Here is a 23,008-nt window from a genome sequence, read left to right as displayed (position 1 = left end):
TGAGACAGCTGGTTTTTTTTTGATTTTTATTTTATTATCTAAAATAAATAAAAGGGTTCTTTTTGAAAGTCTGATTACGTCATAAGATGCTTAAATAAGGAGGCTGAGGGAAGAGGTGATTCGGACAAAGGAATATACATGGCCTTTTGCCGTAACCGTTCGTCTGCGATACTGTCCGTCTTATATTGTGCGTCCGGCCCTTGCCGGGGCATCAACATCAACACCAGGTATGTTTGTTAAAAATTAAAATAGATAAGTGAAGAACCGTATGACAAATACAAGTCGCCCTGTCCTCAACCTTGATCTCGATCTGTTGAGAACGTTCGTCGCTGTTGCAGATTTGAACACGTTTGCAGCCGCCGCTGTGGCTGTGTGCAGAACACAGTCGGCAGTGAGCCAGCAGATGCAGCGTCTGGAGCAGTTGATTGGTAAGGAGCTGTTTGCCCGCCACGGGCGAAACAAGCTGCTGACCGAGCATGGCATCCAGTTTCTTGGATATGCCAGAAAAATCCTGCAATTTAACGATGAGGCCTGCGCCTCTCTGATGTATAGCGATATTCAGGGCACCCTGACTATCGGCGCGTCTGATGACACGGCGGATACCATCCTGCCTTTCATCCTGCAGCGCGTGACTACCGTGTTCCCGAAACTGTCGATCGCCGTCAGTATCAAACGCAGCGCAGAAATGGCGGATATGCTGCAACAGGGGAAAATTGATCTGGTCATTACTACGAGCAACAGCGACGATTTGCCGCATGTGTTGCTACGCACGTCACCGACGTTATGGTATTGCTCGGCCGATTATCAGTACCAGCCGGGAGAGACTGTTTCGCTGGTGGTGCTGGATGAACCGAGCCCGTTCCGCGCGCTGGCGCTGGAGCAACTGACCGCCGCAGGTATTCCGTGGAAGATCTCTTACGTCGCCTCTACGTTGTCTGCAGTGCGTGCGGCGGTAAAAGCCGGTCTTGGGATTACCGTGCGTTCGGTAGAAATGATGAGTCCGGAACTGCGCGTGCTGGGTGAAGAGGAAGGCTTGCCGAAACTGCCTGATACTCGCTATTACCTGTGCAGGAATCCGGATCATGACAACGAGCTGACCAATGCCATTTTCAGCGCTATCGAGTCCGGTACCCGTTCGCATTTGCTGCCGGTCAGCACAGGAACGGAAAACGATACGCGGGAACCGCCGGCAGATGAATCATTAAAAGATATTACCTGAGTACAAACATAGCGGGGTGAAAGGCCCCGCTATGGCTTAGGCTTCCATCCTTCAGTCAGTCTTTGCCATGCTGGTTTTCTCACCACGGTTTGTCCGTTCACTTCTGTGCGTCCGTTTTGTCCCTCTTTGTCTAATGCGCTGTTTGTGTTCTTTTTTTATTAAAACTGCATTTCTATTTTTTTAAAGCCATGTTGACCGAATGAAAAGGTTAATGGTTGAGCAATTGACGCAATTTTTTTACTAACATAAATGAAAAAAGTGTGCCCTGGATCAAAAAATACCCCTATTAACACTATGGGGGAACAGGAATTCTTGCCGAAAATGTTATAGTCACCCTGCCAATAAGGGCTTTGTGTGGGTGGAATCGTTAACGTGAAGCGGTTGACTGACTCGATTTAGTCAACGTGTTACACACAAAATGTTAACGAAACTGCGTGCATGTAAAGTAATGTGCTGTTATTTTTAGTGGCGTTGAAAATAAGGTTACATAACAGGGAATCAGGCCTCATTAAACAGCCGCTTAACCTTATAAGTTGTGGTGTTTTTGTGGCGAAAAATCCTTCCTTTTAATCGATGTGGCGACGAACTGCCGACAAAAGAGCAGGTGTCTGATCACTTTTGATGAGTAAGCAAGAGTATGTCAACAACTACTGAAGTCCTCGCCCATCACTGGGCTTTTGCGCTATTCGTTATCGTTGCTGTAGGTCTCTGCGGCTTTATGCTGCTCGGCGGCTTCCTGTTGGGAGGCAGAGCCCGGGCCAGACACAAAAACATTCCTTATGAATCAGGTATCGATTCCGTTGGCTCCGCGCGGTTGCGCCTCTCCGCCAAGTTTTATCTGGTCGCCATGTTTTTCGTTATTTTCGACGTTGAAGCCCTCTATCTCTACGCCTGGTCCGTATCTATCCGGGAAAGCGGCTGGATAGGCTTCGTCGAGGCCACAATTTTCATTTTGGTGTTGTTGGCTGGTTTGATCTATCTGGTGCGTATCGGCGCGTTGGACTGGACGCCGTCGCGTTCAAAAAGACAAGTCGTGAAATCCAATGTCGTGACTCAGACCACCAACACTCATCAGCAGTAATAGCGAGGCATTTAGAAGATGGATTATACGCTCACCCGCATTGACCCGGACGGTGAGAACGACCGTTACCCCCTCCAGAAGCAAGAGATTGTCAGCGATCCGCTTGAACAGCATGTCAATCGCAGCGTTTTCATGGGCAACCTCGAACAGTCGCTGCACAGCATGGTCAACTGGGGGCGCAGCAATTCCCTGTGGCCTTACAACTTCGGTCTTTCCTGCTGTTACGTGGAAATGGCGACGTCGTTTACTTCGGTGCATGACGTTGCGCGTTTTGGTTCTGAAGTTATCCGCGCCTCACCACGTCAGGCGGATTTCATGGTTGTGGCCGGTACGCCGTTTTTGAAAATGGCGCCGGTCATTCAGCGTTTGTACGACCAGATGCTGGCGCCAAAATGGGTAATTTCCATGGGGGCCTGTGCGAATTCCGGCGGTATGTACGATATTTATTCCGTGGTGCAAGGCGTGGACAAGTTCCTGCCGGTTGATGTGTACATCCCGGGATGCCCGCCGCGTCCGGAAGCCTACATGCAGGCGCTGTTGCTGCTGAAAGAGTCCATCGGTAAGGAGCGCCGCCCTCTGTCATGGGTGGTAGGCGATCAGGGGGTTTACCGCGCCAATATGCAATCCGAGCGCGAACGTAAACGGGGAGAGCGCATTGCGGTAACCAATCTGCGTTCTCCTGATGAGATTTGACCCTGTGAGTGAAGGCTGTAGTGGCTACGTAAGATCACGATAAATTCATATCACGATAAATCGTGTGTAGCCATTATCAGTCACAGAAATAGCACGTTTACTGTGGTGACATATTTATGACAGATTTAACGACGCACGATGTCGCTCTGCCTGCGTGGCAAACCCGTGATCATCTGGATGATCCGGTCGTCAGCGAGCTGTGTAACCGTTTTGGACCGGAAGCATTTACCGTTCAGGCAACCCGCACTGGCCTGCCGGTGGTTTGGGTGAAACGTGAGCAGTTGCTGGACGTAGTGGCTTTTCTGAAAAAACAGCCCAAACCTTATGTGATGCTGCTTGACCTGCATGGCGTGGATGAGCGTCTGCGTACCCATCGCCAGGGCCTGCCGGACGCCGACTTCACCGTTTTCTATCACCTGATTTCGATTGAGCGCAACCGCGATATCATGCTGAAGGTGGCACTGTCGGAAAACGATCTGAACATGCCGACCCTGATCAAACTGTTCCCCAACGCTAACTGGTACGAACGCGAAGTGTGGGACATGTTTGGCATCACCTTCAAAGGGCACCCGCACCTGACGCGCATCATGATGCCGCAGACCTGGCAGGGGCATCCGTTGCGTAAGGATTTCCCGGCGCGCGCCACCGAGTTCGATCCCTTCGTGCTGACCAAACAGCGTGAAGACATGGAGATGGAATCCCTGACTTTCAAACCGGAAGAGTGGGGGATGAAGCGCGGTACCGACAACGAAGACTTCATGTTCCTGAACCTGGGGCCGAACCACCCGTCCGCGCATGGTGCTTTCCGTATCATTCTGCAGCTTAACGGCGAAGAGATCGTCGACTGTATTCCGGATATCGGCTATCACCACCGCGGCGCGGAAAAAATGGGTGAACGCCAGTCCTGGCATAGCTATATCCCTTACACCGACCGTATCGAATACCTCGGCGGCTGCGTGAACGAAATGCCGTATGTACTGGCGGTGGAAAAGCTGGCCGGTATCGAGGTGCCTGAGCGCGTGAACGTTATCCGCGTCATGCTGTCCGAACTGTTCCGCATCAATAGCCACCTGCTGTACATCAGTACCTTTATTCAGGACGTCGGCGCGATGACGCCGGTGTTCTTTGCGTTTACCGATCGTCAGAAAATTTACGATCTGGTGGAAGCGATTACCGGCTACCGCATGCATCCGGCCTGGTTCCGTATCGGCGGCGTGGCGCACGATCTGCCGCGCGGCTGGGAACGTTTGCTGCGTGAATTCCTCGACTGGATGCCGGCGCGTCTGGATACCTACATCAAGGCGGCGTTGCAAAACAGCATCCTGAAAGGGCGTTCACAAGGCGTAGCCGCCTATAACGCCAAAGAAGCGCTGGAGTGGGGCGTAACCGGCGCCGGTCTGCGCGCTACCGGCATCGCATTCGACGTGCGTAAATCACGGCCTTACTCCGGTTATGAAAACTTCGACTTTGAAGTACCGGTAGGCGACGGCATCAGCGACTGCTACAGCCGCGTGATGCTGAAAGTGGAAGAGCTGCGTCAGAGTCTGCGTATTCTGGAACAATGCCTGAAAAATATGCCGGAAGGTCCGTTCAAGGCCGACCATCCGCTGACCACGCCGCCGCCGAAAGAGCGTACGCTGCAACACATTGAAACGCTGATTAACCACTTCCTGCAGGTTTCCTGGGGGCCGGTGATGCCTGCTAACGAGTCATTCCAGATGATCGAGGCCACCAAAGGGGTTAACAGTTACTACCTGACCAGTGACGGCAGCACCATGAGCTACCGCACCCGTATCCGCACGCCGAGTTTCCCGCATTTGCAACAGATTCCGTCGGTGATTCGCGGTTGTCTGGTATCCGACCTGATCGTATACCTCGGTAGTATTGATTTTGTCATGTCAGATGTGGACCGCTAATTATGCACGAACATAACAACACTCAGGATTCGATCGATGCTCCGGCGCAGGCCGCCAGCGATGTTTTTGTGTTAAGTGACACAGAGCGCGACGCTATCGAGCATGAAAAACACCACTACGAAGATGCGCGCGCCGCGTCTATTGAAGCGCTGAAGATTGTGCAGAAACACCGTGGCTGGGTGCCGGATGGCGCGATTGACGCCATTGCCGAGGTTCTCGGTATTCCTGCCAGCGACGTGGAAGGCGTGGCGACGTTCTACAGCCAGATTTTCCGTCAGCCGGTCGGGCGCCATGTAATCCGTTACTGCGACAGCGTGGTGTGCCATATCACCGGTTATCAGGGGATCCAGGCGGCGCTGGAAAGAAAGCTGAATATCAAGCCCGGCCAGACTACATTTGACGGCCGCTTTACGCTGCTGCCGACCTGCTGTCTGGGAAACTGCGACAAGGGTCCGACCATGATGATCGACGAGGACACCCACAGTCAGCTGAAGCCTGAAGATATCGATTCGTTACTGGAGCAGTATCAATGAGTAAAAACATTGTTCTGACGGCTGAACAGCATCCCCTGACCTGGCGTCTGCGCGCAGACAAACAGCCGGTGTGGCTGGACGAATACCGCAGCAAGAACGGTTATGCAGGAGCCCAAAAGGCGCTGACCGGCATGGCGCAGGATGAGGTGGTGACCCTGGTCAAGGATGCCGGCCTGCGTGGTCGCGGCGGCGCGGGTTTCTCCACGGGTCTCAAGTGGAGCCTGATGCCGAAAGATGAAAGCATGAATATCCGCTATCTGCTGTGTAACGCGGATGAGATGGAGCCGGGCACTTACAAAGACCGCCTGCTGATGGAGCAGATGCCGCATCTACTGGTGGAAGGCATGCTGATCGGCGCTTATGCGCTGAAAGCCTATCGCGGCTATATCTTCCTGCGCGGCGAATACGTTGAAGCGGCGGCTAATTTGCGTCGTGCTATCGCTGAAGCGACAGAAGCAGGGCTGCTTGGCAAAAACATTATGGGCACCGGCTTTAATTTCGAGCTGTTTGTGCACACCGGCGCCGGTCGCTACATCTGTGGTGAAGAAACGGCGCTGATCAACTCGCTGGAAGGCCGTCGCGCCAACCCGCGCTCTAAACCGCCGTTCCCGGCTTCCGCCGGCGCATGGGGCAAACCCACTTGCGTAAACAACGTGGAAACGCTGTGCAACGTGCCGGCCATCATCGAGCATGGTGTGGAATGGTATCAGGGGCTGTCTGCCGGTAAGAGTAAAGACGCCGGCACCAAGCTGATGGGCTTCTCCGGTCGGGTGAAAAACCCGGGCCTGTGGGAGTTGCCGTTTGGTACCACCGCCCGCGAGATTCTGGAAGATTACGCCGGCGGTATGCGTGATGGTTTGACGCTGAAAGCCTGGCAGCCCGGCGGCGCCGGTACCGACTTCCTGACCGATGCGCATCTGGATCTGCCGATGGATTTCGAAAATATCGGCAAGGCCGGCAGCCGTCTGGGTACGGCGCTGGCGATGGCGGTCGACAATGAAATCAACATGGTATCGCTGACGCGCAATCTGGAAGAGTTCTTCGCTCGCGAGTCTTGCGGCTGGTGTACGCCGTGCCGCGACGGCCTGCCGTGGAGCGTCAAGATTCTGCGCGCGCTGGAGCGTGGGGAAGGGCAGCCGGGCGACATTGAAACGCTGGAGCAGCTGTGCCGCTTCCTGGGGCCGGGCAACACCTTCTGCGCCCACGCGCCGGGGGCGGTCGAACCGCTGCAGAGCGCCATTAAATATTTCCGGGACGAATTCGAGGCAGGCATCGCCAGACAGGTTGTCAGTAACGCCAAACCGATTGGCGGCATTCAGCCCAACCTGCTGAAACAGCGCTGGTAATCGCGCAATCCGGCGTGTTGAGCATCACGCCGGGATTAAACGCCGATTCATCCCGCAGACAGAATTTTTGATTAGTGCCCGCCGAGGCGGGCTGTTATGGAAGCATGCTGACTATGGCAACGATTCATGTAGACGGCAAAGAATATGAAGTGGACGGAGCGGATAACCTGCTGCAGGCTTGTCTGTCTCTGGGACTTGATATCCCCTACTTTTGCTGGCACCCGGCGCTGGGGAGCGTCGGTGCTTGTCGCCTGTGTGCGGTCAAGCAGTACCAGAACGCGGAAGATACCCGTGGTCGTCTGGTGATGTCCTGTATGACGCCGGCGTCGAATGGCACCTTTATCGCCATTGACGATGATGAGGCGAAGCAGTTCCGCAAGACGATTGTGGAATTTCTGATGACCAACCATCCGCACGACTGTCCGGTTTGTGAGGAAGGGGGCAACTGTCATCTGCAGGACATGACCGTAATGACGGGCCACAATTTCCGTCGTTACCGTTTCACCAAACGTACACACCACAATCAGGATCTCGGCCCGTTCATCTCCCACGAAATGAACCGCTGTATCGCCTGTTACCGTTGCGTGCGTTATTACAAGGATTACGCCGACGGCAAAGACCTGGGCGTTTACGGCGCGCATGACAACGTCTATTTCGGTCGTCCGGAAGACGGTGTGCTGGAAAGCGAATTTTCCGGCAACCTGGTGGAAGTCTGTCCGACCGGGGTCTTCACCGACAAAACCCATTCCGAGCGTTATAACCGCAAATGGGACATGCAGTTCGCGCCCAGCATTTGCCAGCAGTGCAGCGTGGGTTGCAACACCAGTCCGGGCGAGCGTTATGGCGAATTGCGCCGTATCGAAAACCGCTATAACGGCAGCGTGAACCACTATTTCCTGTGCGACCGCGGCCGTTTTGGTTACGGCTACGTCAACCTGAAAGATCGTCCGCGTCAGCCGCTGCAACGCCGCGGTGATGACTGGATCGCGCTGAACGCCGAGCAGGCGCTGCAGGGCGCCGCCGATGTGCTGCGTCAGGCGAAGAAGGTGATCGGTATTGGTTCGCCGCGCGCCAGCGTGGAAAGCAACTTCGCGTTGCGCGAACTGGTCGGCGCCGGCAACTTCTACACTGGCGTCTCTCAGGCGGAACAACATCGCCTGCAGCTGATGCTGAAAGTGCTGAAAGAGAGCGGGGTGCATACGCCGTCTCTGCGTGAAATCGAAGGCTACGACGCCGTGCTGGTGTTGGGCGAAGATCTGACCCAGACCGGCGCGCGCATTGCGCTGGCGGTGCGTCAGGCGGTGAAAGGTAAAGCCCGTGAAATGGCGGCGGCTCAGAAAGTGGCCGACTGGCAGATTGCGGCGATCCTGAACATCGGTCAGCACGCCAAACACCCGCTGTTCGTCACCAACGTCGACAGCACCCGTCTGGACGATATCGCCGCCTGGAGTTATCGCGCGCCGGTGGCTGAGCAGGCCCGACTCGGTTTTGCGATTGCCCACGCGCTCGACAATGCCGCGCCGGCGGTCAGCGATCTGCCGGCCGATCTCAGCCAGAAAGTGGACGTGATTGTTCAGGCGCTGGCTGGCGCGCGTAAGCCGCTGATTATCTCCGGCACCAACGCAGGCAGCGACGATGTGATCGCCGCCGCCGCCAACGTCGCCAAGGCGCTGAAAGGCCGTGGCTCCGATGTCGGCATTACCTTTGTGGCTGCCTCCGCCAACAGCATGGGCGTAACCATGATGGGCGGCGGTTCGCTGGATGAAGCGCTGTCGCAACTGGAAACCGGCGAAGCCGACAGCGTGGTGGTGCTGGAAAACGACCTGTATCGTCATGCGCCGGCCGCCCGTGTGGATGCCGCGCTGGCGAAAGCCGCCAACCTGATTGTGCTGGATCATCAACGCACCGCGATCATGGACAAGGCTGGGCTGGTGCTGTCCTCCGCCAGCTTTGCGGAAAGCGACGGTACGCTCGTCAACCAGGAAGGCCGCGCCCAGCGTTTCTTCCAGGTCTATGACCCGACCTACTACGACAGCAAGGTGGTGATGCTGGAAAGCTGGCGCTGGCTGCATTCCCTGTACATCACCTACAACAGCCGTCAGGTGGACTGGACGCAGTTGGACCACGTGATTGACGCTTGCGTTAATGCGTTGCCGCAGTTGGCCGCGATCAAAGACGCCGCGCCGGATGCCTCCTTCCGCGTCAAGGGCCAGAAACTGGCGCGTGAACCGCATCGTTACAGCGGTCGTACCGCCATGCGCGCCAACATCAGCGTGCATGAGCCGCGTCAGCCGCAGGATAAGGACACCATGTTCACCTTCTCAATGGAAGGGAACAACAGTCCGCTGGCCGAGCGTCAGCAGGTGCCGTTTGCCTGGGCGCCGGGCTGGAACTCGCCGCAGGCGTGGAACAAATTCCAGGATGAAGTGGGCGGACATCTGCGCCACGGCGATCCGGGCGTGCGCCTGATCGAAGCCGGCGACGCTTCGCTGGCGTATTTCAGCCAGATTCCGGCGCCGTTTGCCCCGCAACAAGGGCAGTGGCAGGTTGCGCCTTACTACAACCTGTTCGGCAGTGACGAGCTGTCGCAGCGCTCCGGCGTTATCCAGCAGCGTATGCCGCAGGCTTGCGCGGTAGTGAATCAGGCCGATGCCGCATTGCTGGGCGTCAATGCCGGCGCGTTGCTGGACATCACCTGTGGTGGTCAGACGCTGCGTCTGCCGGTGCGTCTGAGCACTGAGCTGCGTCAGGGCCAGGTTGGTTTGCCGCTGGGCTTCCCGGGGATTGCTCCGGTGCTGGCGGGCGCGACCGTTGAAATGCTGCGGGAGGCTGCGCAATGAGTTGGTTGACTCCGGAAGTACTGGACATTCTGGCCACCGTCGGCAAAGCGATCGTGATTCTGCTGGTCGTGGTGAGCTGCGGCGCGCTCATGAGTATGGGGGAGCGCCGTCTGCTGGCGCTGTTCCAGGGGCGTTACGGGCCTAACCGCGTGGGCTGGGGCGGTTCGCTGCAACTGGTGGCGGACATGCTCAAGATGTTCTTCAAGGAAGACTGGACGCCGCCGTTTGCCGACAAGGTGATTTTCACCCTGGCGCCGGTGATTGCCTTTACTTCGCTGTTGCTGTCGTTCGCCATCGTACCGGTCAGCCCGACCTGGCAGGTGGCCGATCTGAACATTGGGGTGCTGTTCTTCCTGATGATGGCGGGGTTGGCGGTTTATGCCGTGCTGTTCGCCGGCTGGTCCAGTAACAACAAATACTCGCTGCTGGGCGCGGTGCGCGCCTCTGCGCAAACGCTGAGTTATGAAGTGTTCCTTGGGTTGTCCCTGATGGGCGTGGTGGCGCAGGCCGGCTCGTTCAACATGGCCGATATCGTCAATGCGCAGTCCACGGTGTGGAACGTGGTCCCGCAGTTCTTTGGCTTTATTACCTTTGCGATCGCTGGCGTAGCGGTATGTCACCGTCATCCGTTCGACCAGCCGGAAGCCGAGCAGGAACTGGCGGATGGCTACCATATCGAATATGCCGGGATGAAGTTCGGTCTGTTCTTCGTTGGCGAATACATCGGTATCGTGACGGTTTCCGCGTTGATCGTGACGCTGTTCTTCGGTGGCTGGCACGGACCTTTCCTGCCGCCGTTCGTCTGGTTTGCGTTGAAGACGGCGTTTTTCATGATGATGTTCATCCTGATTCGCGCTTCGTTGCCACGTCCGCGTTATGACCAGGTAATGGCATTCGGCTGGCGGGTGTGTCTGCCGCTGACGCTGCTGAACCTGCTGGCGACCGCCGCAGTCATTCTGTACAACGCTTGATAGGGGTGAATAAACCATGACACTGAAAGAACTTTTGATTGGTTTCGGCACCCAGGTACGCAGTATCTGCATGGTGGGTTCCAACGCGTTTAAAAAGCGTGAAACCAAAATGTATCCGGAAGAGCCGGTGAATCCGCCGCCGCGTTTTCGCGGCCGCATTGTGCTGACCCGCGATCCGGACGGACAGGAGCGTTGCGTAGCCTGCAACCTGTGCGCCGTGGCTTGCCCGGTAGGGTGTATCTCCCTGCAGAAGGCGGAAATGAAGGATGGCCGCTGGTATCCGGAGTTTTTCCGCATCAACTTCTCCCGCTGCATTTTCTGCGGCATGTGCGAGGAGGCCTGCCCGACCACGGCTATTCAGCTGACTCCCGATTTCGAAATGGGTGAGTTCAAGCGTCAGGATCTGGTGTACGAAAAAGACGATCTGCTGATCTCGGGGCCGGGTAAATATCCGGAATACAACTTCTACCGGATGGCCGGTATGGCTGTTGATGGGAAAGAGAAGGGCGAAGCCGAAAACGAAGCCAAACCCATTGACGTTAAAGGCCTGCTGCCCTAAGGAGCCAAGCATGGAATTCGCTTTTTATGCGACTGCGATTATTGCGGTACTGGCAACATTGCGTGTCATTACCCATACCAATCCAGTACATGCATTACTTTATCTGATTGTTTCGTTACTGGCGGTGGCCGGTGTGTTCTTCTCGCTGGGGGCGTATTTCGCCGGGGCGCTGGAGATAATCGTTTACGCCGGCGCCATCATGGTGTTGTTCGTCTTCGTGGTGATGATGCTGAACCTCGGCAACTCGGTGGATGAGCAGGAAAAACTGTGGCTGAAACCCAGCGTATGGGTAGGGCCGGGCGTGCTGTCCCTGATTCTGCTGGCGGTTATCGTCAAAGGGATTCTTAGCGTCACCGGCCAGAACATCGCGGGCAATATCGTGGATGCCAAAGCGGTCGGCATCAGCCTGTTTGGGCCGTATGTACTGGCTGTGGAGCTGGCGTCGATGCTGCTGCTGGCGGGTCTGGTGGTGGCCTTCCACATCGGTCGTGAAGACAAGCGCGGAGAGCTGATTGCCAAAGATCAGGATGCCGACAAGAAAATAACGGAGGAACGCGCATGATTCCGCTACAACATGGCTTGCTGCTGGCGGCCATCCTCTTCGTGCTGGGGCTGACCGGGCTGGTGATTCGCCGCAATCTTCTGTTCATGCTGATCTGCCTGGAAATCATGATTAACGCTGCGGCGTTGGCTTTCGTGGTCGCCGGCAGCTATTGGGGGCAACCGGATGGTCAGGTGATGTATATCCTGGCTATTACGCTGGCCGCGGCGGAAGCCAGTATTGGCCTGGCGCTGCTGCTGCAGCTGTATCGTCGCCGTCAGACCCTGAATATTGATACTGTCAGTGAGATGCGCGGATGAACTTACTCTACTTAACAATTCTGTTTCCGCTGATCGGATTCCTGTTGCTGGCCTTCTCTCGCGGGCGCTGGTCGGAAAATGTTTCCGCCACCGTCGGGGTGGGGTCTATTGGGTTGGCTGCGCTGGTGACTGGCGGAGCCGTGGTGGATTTCCTCAGCCAGCAACAGCCTGGTGGGGTGACCTTCTTCAGCCAGCATCTGTGGAGCTGGATGACGGTCGGCAAGTTCGACATCGGCGTCACGCTGGCGCTGGACGGGCTGTCGCTGACCATGTTGTCGGTCGTGACCGGCGTGGGTTTCTTCATCCACCTGTTCGCCTCCTGGTACATGCGCGGTGAAGAGGGTTATTCCCGCTTCTTCGCCTACACCAACCTGTTTATCGCCAGCATGGTGGTGTTGGTGTTGGCGGACAACCTGCTGCTGATGTACCTCGGTTGGGAAGGGGTGGGGCTGTGCAGTTATCTGCTGATCGGTTTCTACTACACCAACCCGAACAACGGCGCCGCGGCGATGAAAGCGTTCATCGTGACCCGCGTGGGCGACGTGTTCCTGGCGTTCGCGCTGTTTATCCTGTACCGCGAGTTGGGGACGCTGAACTTCCGCGATCTGATGGTACTGGCGCCGCAGCATCTGGCCGAAGGCTCCCCGGCGATCACCTGGGCGACGCTGATGCTGTTGGGTGGCGCGGTCGGTAAATCGGCACAGTTGCCGTTGCAGACCTGGCTGGCGGATGCGATGGCCGGTCCGACGCCGGTTTCCGCGTTGATCCACGCCGCGACCATGGTGACCGCGGGCGTGTATCTGATCGCCCGTACCCACGGCTTGTTCCTGCTGGCACCGGATGTGCTGAATCTGGTCGCCAATGTGGGCGCCGTCACGCTGTTGCTGGCCGGTTTCGCCGCGCTGGTGCAAACCGATATCAAACGCGTGCTGGCCTACTCGACGATGAGTCAGATTGGTTACATGTTCCTGGCGCTTGGCGTACAGGCGTGGGACGCCGCTATTTTCCACCTGATGACCCATGCGTTCTTCAAGGCGCTGCTGTTCCTGTCGTCCGGTTCGGTGATCCTGGCCTGCCATCACGAGCAGAACATCTTCAAGATGGGCGGTTTGCGTAAAACCATTCCGCTGGTGTATGCCTGCTTCCTGGTGGGCGGCGCCGCGCTGGCGGCGTTGCCGATGGTCACTGCCGGCTTCTTCAGTAAGGATGAAATTCTGGCAGGCGCCTGGGCCAACGGTCACATTAATCTGGTGATTGCCGGTCTGGTGGGGGCGTTCATGACGTCGCTGTATACCTTCCGGATGATTTTTATCGTGTTCCACGGTGAAGCAAAAACCAAGGCCCACGCAGGCAAGGGGATTTCCCATCACCTGCCGTTGCTGGTGCTGCTGGTGCTGTCCACCTTTGTCGGCGCTCAGATTGCGCTGCCGCTGCACGGCGTGCTGCCGGCCACGACCGAGCTTGAGCACGGTCAGGTCATGACGCTGGAAATCGCCTCCGGCGTGGTGGCGATTGCCGGTATTCTGCTGGCGGCCGCGCTGTGGCTGGGCAAACGTCAGTTGGTGACGAGCATCGCCAACAGCGCGCCGGGCCGTTTCTTCTCGACATGGTGGTTCCATGCGTGGGGATTCGACTGGCTGTATGACAAGGTCTTCGTCAAACCGTATCTGGCTATTGCGACGTTGCTGCAGCGTGACCCGCTCAATGCGCTGATGAACATTCCGGCCATCCTGACCCGCTGGGGCAACCGTGCGCTGATCGTCAGCGAAAACGGGCAGGTGCGCTGGTATGTCGCCTCAATGGGGGTCGGCGCCGTGGTGGTGCTGGCGCTGCTGTTGCTGGTCTAAGCGATGCGGTAATGCAGAGGGGCGGGGCGCTCGCTGATGAGTGGCCCCGCAGGCAGCAAGTTTTTCGTTTTCTTTAATTTAGGGACACAAAACGCCATGCTACTACCTTGGCTGATTCTTATCCCCTTTATCGGCGGCCTGCTGTGCTGGCAGCTCGAGCGTTTTGGCACTCGCGTGCCGCGCTGGATCGCGCTGATCTCCATGGGGCTGACACTGGCGCTGTCACTGCAGTTGTGGCTGCAGGGCGGCTTTTCGCTGGCGACACCGACGGGCCTGCCGCAATGGCAGTCGGAGTTCGTGCTGAACTGGATACCGCGCTTTGGTATCTCGATTCACCTGGCGCTGGACGGACTGTCATTGCTGATGGTCGTGCTGACCGGCCTGCTGGGCGTGCTGGCGATCCTCTGTTCCTGGCGTGAGATTCAACGCTATCAGGGCTTCTTCCATCTCAACCTGCTGTGGATTCTCGGCGGTGTGATTGGCGTCTTCCTGTCCATCGACATGTTCCTGTTCTTCTTCTTCTGGGAAATGATGCTGGTGCCGATGTACTTCCTGATCGCTCTGTGGGGACACAAAGGCTCTGATGGCAAGACCCGTATCGCGGCGGCGACCAAGTTCTTTATCTATACGCAGGCCAGCGGTCTGGTGATGCTGATCGCCATTCTGGCGCTGGTGTTCGTACACCATAATGCCACCGGCGAATGGACCTTCGATTATTCCCGCCTGTTGAAAACGCCGATGTCCTACGGTCTGGAATATGCGTTGATGCTGGGCTTCTTTATCGCCTTCGCGGTGAAAATGCCGCTGGTGCCGCTGCATGGCTGGTTGCCGGATGCGCACAGTCAGGCGCCGACCGCCGGTTCGGTCGACCTGGCGGGGATTCTGCTGAAAACCGCCGCCTACGGTCTGTTGCGTTTCAGCCTGCCGCTGTTCCCGAACGCTTCTCACGATTTTGCGCCGATCGCCATGTGGCTGGGTGTCATCGGCATCTTCTACGGCGCCTGGATGGCGTTCAAACAGACCGACATCAAACGTCTTATCGCTTACACCTCGGTGTCGCACATGGGCTTTGTGATGATTGCCATCTATTCCGGCAGTCAACTGGCCTATCAGGGCGCGGTGGTGCAGATGATTGCCCACGGCCTGTCGGCCGCCGGTATGTTCATCATTTGCGGTCAGCTGTATGAACGCCTTCACACTCGCGATTTGCGTCAGATGGGCGGTTTGTGGGGGCGTATTCGCTACTTGCCTGCGCTGTCGCTGTTTTTCGCGGTAGCCACGCTCGGGATGCCGGGTACCGGTAACTTTGTCGGCGAATTCATGATTCTGTTCGGCAGCTACCCGGTAGTGCCGGTGATTACGGTGATTTCCACTTTTGGTCTGGTGTTTGCTTCCGTTTATTCGCTGGTGATGATGCAGCGCGCTTTCTACGGCGCCGCCAAATCGGATACGCCTTTGCAGGCAATGAGCGCGCGCGAACTGTCGCTTATTCTGCTGCTGGTGGTGTTGCTGGTGCTGCTGGGCGTTTATCCGCAGCCGATCCTGGATACGTCCAGCGCGGCGATGGCCAATATCCAGCAATGGTTTACGTCATCGGTTCAGGGTTCAACAATTTCAACGACAGGGTTGTAATTCGCCATGACAATAACTCCTCAACAACTAATCGCGATATCGCCACTGTTAATCGTTGGATTGACAGTCGTGGTTGTGATGCTGTGCATTGCGTGGCGACGCAACCATTTTGTCAACGCTACGCTGACGGTCATCGGCCTGAACATCGCGTTGTTATCGCTGTATCTGGTCGGCCAGGTTGGGCCGACCGATGTCACCCCGTTGATCCGGGTGGACGGATTTTCGATGTTCTATACCGGCCTGGTGCTGGCGGCGAGTCTGGCGACCAGCACGTTCGCCTATCCGTGGCTGGAAGGCTACCCGGACAACAAAGATGAGTTCTATCTGCTGGTGCTGATTGCCGCACTGGGCGGTATTCTGCTGGCGAGCGCCAACCATCTGGCGGCGTTCTTCATCGGCATCGAACTGATCTCCCTGCCGCTGTTCGGTATGGTGGGCTATGCCTTCCGGCAGAAGCGTTCGCTGGAAGCAGCCATCAAATACATGCTGCTGTCCGCCGCTGCGTCCTCGTTCCTGCTGTTCGGTATGGCGCTGGTGTATGCCGATTCCGGCAGCCTGAGCTTCGCCAGTCTTGGCAAGAGCCTGAACGACCACCAGTTGCATGCGCCGCTGTTGCTGGCTGGCCTGGGTATGATGCTGGTCGGGCTGGGCTTCAAGCTGTCGCTGGTGCCGTTCCACCTGTGGACGCCGGATGTGTATCAGGGGGCGCCGGCGCCGGTGTCTACCTTCCTGGCGACCGCCAGTAAGATCGCCATCTTCGGCGCGGTGATGCGTTTGTTCCTGTATGCGCCGCTGGTGGACGCCGAATCGGTGCGCACCACGCTGGGCGTGATCGCTTTCGCGTCGATCCTGTTCGGTAACCTGATGGCGGTGGCGCAGAGCAACATCAAGCGTCTGCTGGGGTACTCGTCCATCGCGCATCTGGGTTACCTGCTGGTGGCGCTGATCGCGGTGCAGACTCAGCAACTGGCGCTGGAAACCATCGGCGTGTATCTGGCCGGTTACCTGTTCAGCAGCCTGGGCGCGTTTGGCGTGGTCAGCCTGATGTCCAGCCCGTATCGGGGGCCGGATGCGGATTCGCTGTTCTCTTACCGCGGTCTGTTCTGGCATAAGCCGATTCTGTCGGCGGTGATGACGGTGATGATGCTGTCGCTGGCGGGTATTCCGATGACGCTGGGCTTCTTCGGCAAATTCTACGTGCTGGCGGTAGGTGTGAATGCCCACCTGTGGTGGCTGAGCGCGGCAGTGGTGGTAGGTAGCGCCATCGGCCTGTATTACTACCTGCGCGTATTGATAAGTCTGTATCTGAGCGCGCCGCAAACCCTGAACCGCGATACGCCGAATAACTGGGCGTTGACCGCAGGTGGCGTTGTGGTACTGATTTCGTCGGTGTTGGTTCTGCTGCTGGGTCTCTACCCGCAGCCGCTGATTTCGCTGGTGCAACTGGCGCAACCGCTGATGTAATCCCTCGGTATCCCGTACTGAAAGCCGCGAATATCGCGGCTTTTTTATTATTGCGGGTTTATCGCCTTCACCTTCGTGGTTCTGTATCCAAATCCTGCCTCTATTTCTAATTTCCCTTCTTTTGAATCAGTTATCGGGTTTCATTCTGTACGGAAAAATATCGATACAGTGTCTTTTCCCGGTTTAGGAAAATATCTGATTGCCCGAAATGAGCATGCTATTTACTTTCCCCAGACGTTTTCGGTCTGGAAATAATGACAAGATCTTTTTTTATTTACAGTCCTTCTGCAACACGTCGGACTAATAAAGAAGGTTGGTTATTTTATCCATTAAATTCAATAAATAATGAGCTTTATCAGGTCGAGGGGATGGTAAGATGGCAACATGTGACAAGGTTGGATACAGAATGACATTCCGGGATGTTTTTATTTTCCTGATGACATTAGTGGTATTTGATAGCCATGCCGATGGTCCGCCGGCAGTAAATGAAAGTACGCAGGATGAAAATAAAGAGGCTGATTTTCTATTTGAAAATCCGCCGCATTTGCAACGACTGGTCAGGTCGCTATTGCAGAACCATTTTAGCGGGGTACAGGAGGGAAACAGAGAAAAATATTATGAACTGGATGTCGGGTATGTAGACGGAAAAATTTATGATCCGTCGCAAAACCGTTTCCAAAAGGTGCATTTACGGGGCTACACCGGCAGTACGGACAGACAGCCGGTTATTGGGGCGCCGTTTGTGGCGCCGCAGATTGATGTCATGCCCGGCGATACGGTGCGTATTCTGCTCAAGAATAATTTGCCGGTAGATAGCAGCTGCCAGCCGCATCAGATGAATGGTGGCGCGATAGCCCATTCTCATGCCAGCATGGCGCAAACGGCGTTGAAGGATTCACAGCCGTCGTCGAAACTGTTCGATCCGCCTCACTGCTTTAATGGCACCAACCTGCATGCCCACGGCGCCTGGATCAGCCCGGCAGGCAATAGCGACAATGTGCTGTTGTCGGTGAATCCGGGCAACAGTTTCGAATATCAGTACAACTTCTCGCAGGATATTCCGGCCGGTACTCTCTGGTATCACTCACACCGACATGGTTCCACCGCGTTGCAGGTTTCCAGCGGCATGGCGGGAGCACTTATCGTACATGGCAACCGCAAACCTACCGAAGCCTCGAACGGCGATCTGGATACGCTCCTGATCGATCCCGACAGTCAGCAGCCATTTCCCGAGCACACGGTATTGTTTCAACAGATTCAGTACGCCTGTCTGGGGCAGGACGGCAAGCTGAAGCGGGATAAGCAGGGCAATATCAACTGGAATTGCCGCCCGAATGAGACCGGCGTAATTGAAGATTACGATCAGTTCGGCCCCGGTACCTGGCAGGCGTCCGGCCGCTGGACCAGCATCAACGGCGTGGTGTTGCCGACCTTTAAAGCCACGGCCAGGCAGGTAGAGCGCTGGCGGCTGATTCACGCTGGCGTGCGGGAAACCATCAATCTGGAGTTCCGCAAGATAAAGCCGGGCCAGAGTCTTAACGAATTGCATCGCAAGGCTTATCTGGGCAATTTACGCCGCCAGGACGTGGGGGCGCTGATTAATGAACTCTGCTCCGGCGAAAAAGTGCCGTTCCAGGTGGTCGCCGCCGATGGCCTAACCATGTCCCACTCGCTGACGGCGGATAAGGTAACGTTGCAACCGGGGTACCGTTACGACCTGCTGGCGATGTTTCCGCAGGCGGGTGGGTATTGCATGATTCAGCCGCAGCAGTCCATGACGGGCAGCATTACCGGTAAGGCTCAGGGCAACAGTTTGCTGGGGTTTGTTTCCGTATCCGGCACGGACAGCATTGCCGTGCAGGACGTTGTGCCTACCTTACGGCAGAAACTGACCTATTCGGCGCAGAAGCTGATGCCGGAAGAGGTGCGTCAGGCGGTTATTCGCGACCTGAATCGTGACGATAACCAGATCTATCTCACCCGGTTCGCGCCGCATACAAGGGATGTGAGTGATGAAGAGATTGCCGGTCAGCCAAAACAGAAAATCGTCTTCTTTGCCGGCGGCACGCAGCCGAATACAAACAATGTCTTCGCTATTGGTCACGATTTTGGCGTTGAGAAAGTTAACAGTGTGTGGTTGCCGAAACACATACAGGCTTATGACCCGAAGCGAATTGACCTGACTTTGCCGCTATGGGCGTCGCAGGAGTGGGAGCTGCGTTCGTACAGCGTCAGCCATCCGTTTCATATCCATGTGAATCCGTTCCAGATTATCGCGATTTATGACCCGCAAGGGCGTGACGTCAGTTTGCCCGGTGTCACGGAAGCCGATGGCGACAGCCAGTTCGCCGGCTTGAAAGGGCAGTGGAAAGACACGATTTTCGTCAAAACCAACCTGTTGCCCGGCCAGTTGACGGGTACGCCGCAAAACTATTATCGCGTACTGCTGAGAACTCGCTATCAGCGCTATATCGGCGAATTCGTACTGCATTGCCACATTCTGGACCATGAGGATCAGGGGATGATGGAAAATGTCGAGATTGTGCTGCCGCAAACACAAAAGGGCCAAACATCGTCAACGAAGTGACCAGGAAGAAATCAGATACAGGAATGAAGAAGACTGCGGGATATTTGCCGGAAGGGAGTGAAAAAACTAAAGCCGCCTCGTCTGGATGATTGGGGCGGCTTTTAGTTTACGGCGCTCATGTTAAAACGGGCTGATGATGGAACCGATACGTTCGCAGTAACTTACGTAGATGTCGCCCAGTTTTTTGAAGAAGCTGATGAATGCGTTCATGTGGTGTCTCCATTATCGTCGTTGAGGTTTTGTGTGATGTTCATCACGGTTTTGATAATAATAGATAAGGAACGCTATTTCAACTTTTTCGTGATGAAAGTCACATTATTTTGAAGGCGATGGCATTGTCGGAGGAATAACAGGCCGCCGTTCTGGCGGCCTGTCAGCGGGCGGAGCCGCGTGCTAGAGAGTAATATGCCCGTTAATCAAGGTGTTGCTGAGGCCGCCAATCCACGGCTGGCCGTCAATGTAGGAAACATTGACCCGGCCGTCCCGGTACAGCATGGTGCCCTGACGTACCCGATAACCGAGCGTGTGGTCCGCCTGCTCCGGCAACGGGCTGTGCTGAATCACTCTGGCAATACAGGCGTTGGCGCTGCCGGTTACCGGATCTTCCACCAGCGCATCATTCATGACAAAGAAGGCCCGTACTTCGTAATCGGCGGGACCGGCGTGGTCATGCGGGCCGTAAATCGCTACGCCGTCGGTCTGTCCGAGTTGCTGCAATCGTTGTAGATGCGCGGCGTCCGGGCGCGCCTCCAGACAGGCGCGCGCGCTTTCCATCCGCACCGTCAGCCAGCGGATACCCATCTGCACGTTGACGGGACGATGATTCGGATGACGCAGATGGCTTCCGATGGCGCTGTCGAGCAACGCGCCATACTGAGGATCGAGCTCAGTCATCGTGACGTCCGGCGCGCGAAAGGCGAGCTGGCCGTTATCGCCGATAGCCACCGGCACCAGCCCGACGCCGCATTGCTGGATCACCTGATGCGGCACATGCGGCGTCAGGCCGGATTCCAGTAACGCGTGCGCGGTTCCCAGCGTCGGATGCCCGGCGAACGGCAATTCTGCCGACGGGGTGAAAATACGCACCCGATAATCAGCCAGCGGATCGTCCGGCGGCAGCACAAAGGTGGTTTCCGACAAATTAGTCCAGCGGGCGATGGCCTGCATCTGTTCATCGCTGAGGCCGTCGGCGTCGAGAATGACGGCCAGCGGATTGCCTTTGGCGGGATGATGGCTGAACACATCGACCTGTTTAAAACGGCGTGATGACGGCATCTGATCTTTCCTTCTGCGATCGGGAGCAGAGCTCATTATGTACGGTTAACAAGATGTTGTCGTGTCTGTCGTCAGGCGTGATCGCACGCTGATGTCGCTGCGGCGGGCATCAAATCCGCGCCTGATTAAAAAACGTTCAATAATCGCCGGGATTCTGTGTTTCGCTTGTGGCATAATGCGCGCCAAATCACATTCCGAATCGAGTAAGTGCTGTGCTGGTAACCAATAATATTACGATGCAATTCGGCAGTAAGCCGTTGTTTGAAAACATTTCTGTCAAATTTGGCGGCGGTAACCGCTATGGATTGATCGGCGCTAACGGCTGCGGCAAATCCACATTCATGAAGATCCTCGGCGGCGATCTGGCGCCGAGCGCAGGCAATGTCGCCATCGACCCGAATGAGCGTATCGGCAAACTGCGTCAGGATCAGTTCGCGTTTGAGCAATACAGCGTGCTGGATACGGTGATCATGGGGCACGCCGAACTGTGGGAAGTCAAAGAAGAACGCGACCGTATTTATGCGCTGAGTGAAATGAGCGAGGAAGATGGCTATCGGGTCGCGGATCTGGAAGTCAAATACGGCGAAATGGATGGTTACAGCGCTGAATCGCGCGCCGGCGAACTGCTGCTGGGCGTGGGGATCCCGCTGGAGCAACATTACGGGCCGATGAGCGAAGTGGCGCCAGGCTGGAAGCTGCGTGTCTTGCTGGCGCAGGCGCTGTTTTCCAATCCGGATATTCTGCTGCTGGATGAACCGACCAACAACCTGGACATCGATACCATCCGCTGGCTGGAGCAGGTGCTGAACGAGCGCAACAGCACCATGATCATCATTTCCCATGACCGTCACTTCCTGAACATGGTCTGCACCCATATGGCGGACCTGGATTACGGCGAATTGCGTATCTATCCCGGCAACTACGACGAGTACATGACGGCGGCGACGCAAGCGCGCGAGCGTCTGCTGGCGGACAACGCCAAGAAGAAGGCGCAGATTGCCGAACTGCAGTCGTTTGTCAGCCGCTTTAGCGCCAACGCGTCCAAATCGCGTCAGGCGACTTCCCGCGCCCGTCAGATAGATAAAATCCAGCTGGAGGAAGTGAAAGCGTCCAGCCGTCAGAACCCGTTCATCCGTTTCGAACAGGACAAGAAACTGTTCCGTAACGCGCTGGAAATCGACGGGCTGACCAAAGGCTTTGATAACGGTCCGCTGTTCAGCCAGTTGAAAATGCTGGTGGAAGTGGGGGAGAAGGTGGCGATTCTCGGTACTAACGGGATCGGCAAATCCACCCTGCTGAAAACGCTGGTTGGTGAACTGACGCCGGAATCCGGCATGGCCAAATGGTCGGAAAACGTCCGTATCGGTTACTACGCGCAGGATCACGAGTACGAGTTTGATGGCGATCTCACCGTGTTTGACTGGATGAGCCAGTGGAAGCAGGAGAATGACGACGAGCAGGCGGTGCGTAGCGTGCTGGGGCGTCTGCTGTTTTCTCAGGACGACATCCGTAAAAAGGTCAAGGTGCTGTCCGGGGGCGAAAAAGGGCGGATGCTGTTCGGTAAGTTGATGATGGAAAAACCGAACGTTCTGGTGATGGACGAACCGACCAACCACCTGGATATGGAATCCATTGAGTCGCTGAACATGTCGCTGGAGATGTATCAGGGCACGCTGCTGTTTGTGTCTCACGACCGTGAATTCGTCAGCTCGCTGGCGACCCGCATTGTGGAAATCACCCCGGGTAAAGTGATCGATTTCAGCGGCAACTACGAAGATTATCTGCGCAGCCGCGGAATCCAATAACGTTTTGCCTTTCGGAAAAAAGCAGCCGCTCGTCGGCTGCTTTTTTTATTGCCCGAAATGTTAAAAAGACGGCGAACTGAAATCGGGCGCGGCGAGGGAGAAATAATGCTGGGTAAAAAACAACCGCAGCCTGCGCTTTTATCTTTCGTTTAGGCAGAGACATTATCCTGCAATCATACTTTTAAAAGTAAAGTATCTAAAATAATTGGATTGACTGATGAGCAGATGATGAATGTAAACGGATGGCGGGAAAATAAAATCATCTTTAAGTTAATTTGAGGTAAAATCATTTAAAATCAATATGATAATAATTTTATTATAACTGATATAAGTCGCTGTTAAATCGATTAAGCTATTGTGGATCACAAAAAAATTATCC

Annotated in this window: 17 protein-coding genes; 16 read left to right on the top strand and 1 reads right to left on the bottom strand. The window is 55.9% G+C overall.

The genetic code is table 11. The features are described 5' to 3' along the window. Nucleotides 1–268: 268 nt before the first annotated feature. The 15 genes from lrhA to DXXMK7_RS14040 all read left to right on the top strand — a co-directional run bounded on the left by lrhA (nt 269) and on the right by DXXMK7_RS14040 (nt 19,549). Entirely contained in the window at nt 269–1,219 is a 951-nt protein-coding gene (lrhA, locus tag DXXMK7_RS14110) for a transcriptional regulator LrhA (protein WP_038919642.1), read from the top strand. A gap of 637 nt (nt 1,220–1,856) precedes the next feature. Continuing rightward, nucleotides 1,857–2,300, top strand: coding sequence for an NADH-quinone oxidoreductase subunit A (locus DXXMK7_RS14105; protein ID WP_038667485.1), 444 nt, complete (start codon nt 1,857–1,859; stop codon nt 2,298–2,300). Between the two features lie 18 nt (nt 2,301–2,318). After that, complete coding sequence (locus tag DXXMK7_RS14100) at nt 2,319–2,993, top strand: NADH-quinone oxidoreductase subunit B family protein (RefSeq protein ID WP_012885398.1); 675 nt, start codon at nt 2,319–2,321, stop codon at nt 2,991–2,993. A gap of 116 nt (nt 2,994–3,109) precedes the next feature. Then, on the top strand, nt 3,110–4,909 hold the full coding sequence (nuoC, locus tag DXXMK7_RS14095; RefSeq protein ID WP_038667488.1) for an NADH-quinone oxidoreductase subunit C/D: 1,800 nt from the start codon (nt 3,110–3,112) through the stop codon (nt 4,907–4,909). Between the two features lie 2 nt (nt 4,910–4,911). Continuing rightward, nucleotides 4,912–5,442, top strand: coding sequence for an NADH-quinone oxidoreductase subunit NuoE (gene nuoE / locus DXXMK7_RS14090; RefSeq protein ID WP_038667491.1), 531 nt, complete (start codon nt 4,912–4,914; stop codon nt 5,440–5,442). Continuing rightward, nucleotides 5,439–6,788 (top strand): NADH-quinone oxidoreductase subunit NuoF, encoded by a 1,350-nt coding sequence (nuoF, locus tag DXXMK7_RS14085; protein ID WP_013318705.1) that lies wholly within the window; start codon nt 5,439–5,441, stop codon nt 6,786–6,788. The genes nuoE and nuoF overlap by 4 nt, the downstream gene beginning before the upstream one ends. A 113-nt stretch (nt 6,789–6,901) precedes the next feature. Then, nucleotides 6,902–9,628 (top strand): NADH-quinone oxidoreductase subunit NuoG, encoded by a 2,727-nt coding sequence (gene nuoG / locus DXXMK7_RS14080; RefSeq protein WP_038921053.1) that lies wholly within the window; start codon nt 6,902–6,904, stop codon nt 9,626–9,628. Further along, nucleotides 9,625–10,599 carry an NADH-quinone oxidoreductase subunit NuoH gene (nuoH, locus tag DXXMK7_RS14075; RefSeq protein ID WP_038667494.1) on the top strand — a complete coding sequence of 325 codons (975 nt, stop codon included), beginning with the start codon at nt 9,625–9,627 and terminating at the stop codon, nt 10,597–10,599. Before nuoG ends, nuoH begins: the two co-directional genes overlap by 4 nt. Before the next feature lie 16 nt (nt 10,600–10,615). Beyond that, the gene (nuoI, locus tag DXXMK7_RS14070) at nt 10,616–11,158 is read left to right on the top strand and encodes an NADH-quinone oxidoreductase subunit NuoI (RefSeq protein WP_013318702.1); all 543 of its coding nucleotides are present in this window, start codon (nt 10,616–10,618) and stop codon (nt 11,156–11,158) included. Nucleotides 11,159–11,168: 10 nt separating this feature from the next. Beyond that, nucleotides 11,169–11,720, top strand: coding sequence for an NADH-quinone oxidoreductase subunit J (gene nuoJ / locus DXXMK7_RS14065; RefSeq protein WP_022634183.1), 552 nt, complete (start codon nt 11,169–11,171; stop codon nt 11,718–11,720). Next, nucleotides 11,717–12,019, top strand: a complete 303-nt coding sequence (gene nuoK / locus DXXMK7_RS14060; RefSeq protein WP_012769142.1) for an NADH-quinone oxidoreductase subunit NuoK — start codon at nt 11,717–11,719, stop codon at nt 12,017–12,019. Before nuoJ ends, nuoK begins: the two co-directional genes overlap by 4 nt. After that, nucleotides 12,016–13,866, top strand: a complete 1,851-nt coding sequence (gene nuoL / locus DXXMK7_RS14055; protein ID WP_038919641.1) for an NADH-quinone oxidoreductase subunit L — start codon at nt 12,016–12,018, stop codon at nt 13,864–13,866. The genes nuoK and nuoL overlap by 4 nt, the downstream gene beginning before the upstream one ends. Nucleotides 13,867–13,962: 96 nt before the next feature. After that, a complete protein-coding gene (nuoM, locus tag DXXMK7_RS14050) occupies nt 13,963–15,498 on the top strand; it encodes an NADH-quinone oxidoreductase subunit M (protein ID WP_038919639.1) in 1,536 nt (511 codons plus the stop codon). 6 nt (nt 15,499–15,504) lie between these two features. Further along, nucleotides 15,505–16,962 (top strand): NADH-quinone oxidoreductase subunit NuoN, encoded by a 1,458-nt coding sequence (gene nuoN / locus DXXMK7_RS14045; protein WP_038919638.1) that lies wholly within the window; start codon nt 15,505–15,507, stop codon nt 16,960–16,962. Between the two features lie 406 nt (nt 16,963–17,368). Further along, entirely contained in the window at nt 17,369–19,549 is a 2,181-nt protein-coding gene (locus tag DXXMK7_RS14040) for a multicopper oxidase family protein (RefSeq protein ID WP_082202619.1), read from the top strand. A 393-nt stretch (nt 19,550–19,942) separates the two neighbouring features. Here the strand turns inward: DXXMK7_RS14040 and DXXMK7_RS14035 are convergent, their stop codons facing one another. Next, entirely contained in the window at nt 19,943–20,824 is an 882-nt protein-coding gene (locus DXXMK7_RS14035) for a PhzF family phenazine biosynthesis protein (protein WP_038919637.1), read from the bottom strand. Nucleotides 20,825–21,036: 212 nt separating this feature from the next. Here DXXMK7_RS14035 and DXXMK7_RS14030 point away from each other — a divergent pair, with 212 nt between their 5' ends. Next, on the top strand, nt 21,037–22,629 hold the full coding sequence (locus DXXMK7_RS14030) for an ABC-F family ATPase (RefSeq protein ID WP_038919636.1): 1,593 nt from the start codon (nt 21,037–21,039) through the stop codon (nt 22,627–22,629). Nucleotides 22,630–23,008 lie beyond the last annotated feature (379 nt).

Origin of the sequence: Dickeya sp. MK7 (assembly GCF_000406305.1) — a bacterium.
Classification (GTDB): Bacteria; Pseudomonadota; Gammaproteobacteria; order Enterobacterales; family Enterobacteriaceae; genus Dickeya; species Dickeya fangzhongdai.
This window is presented reverse-complemented; position numbering and strand designations above follow the sequence as displayed.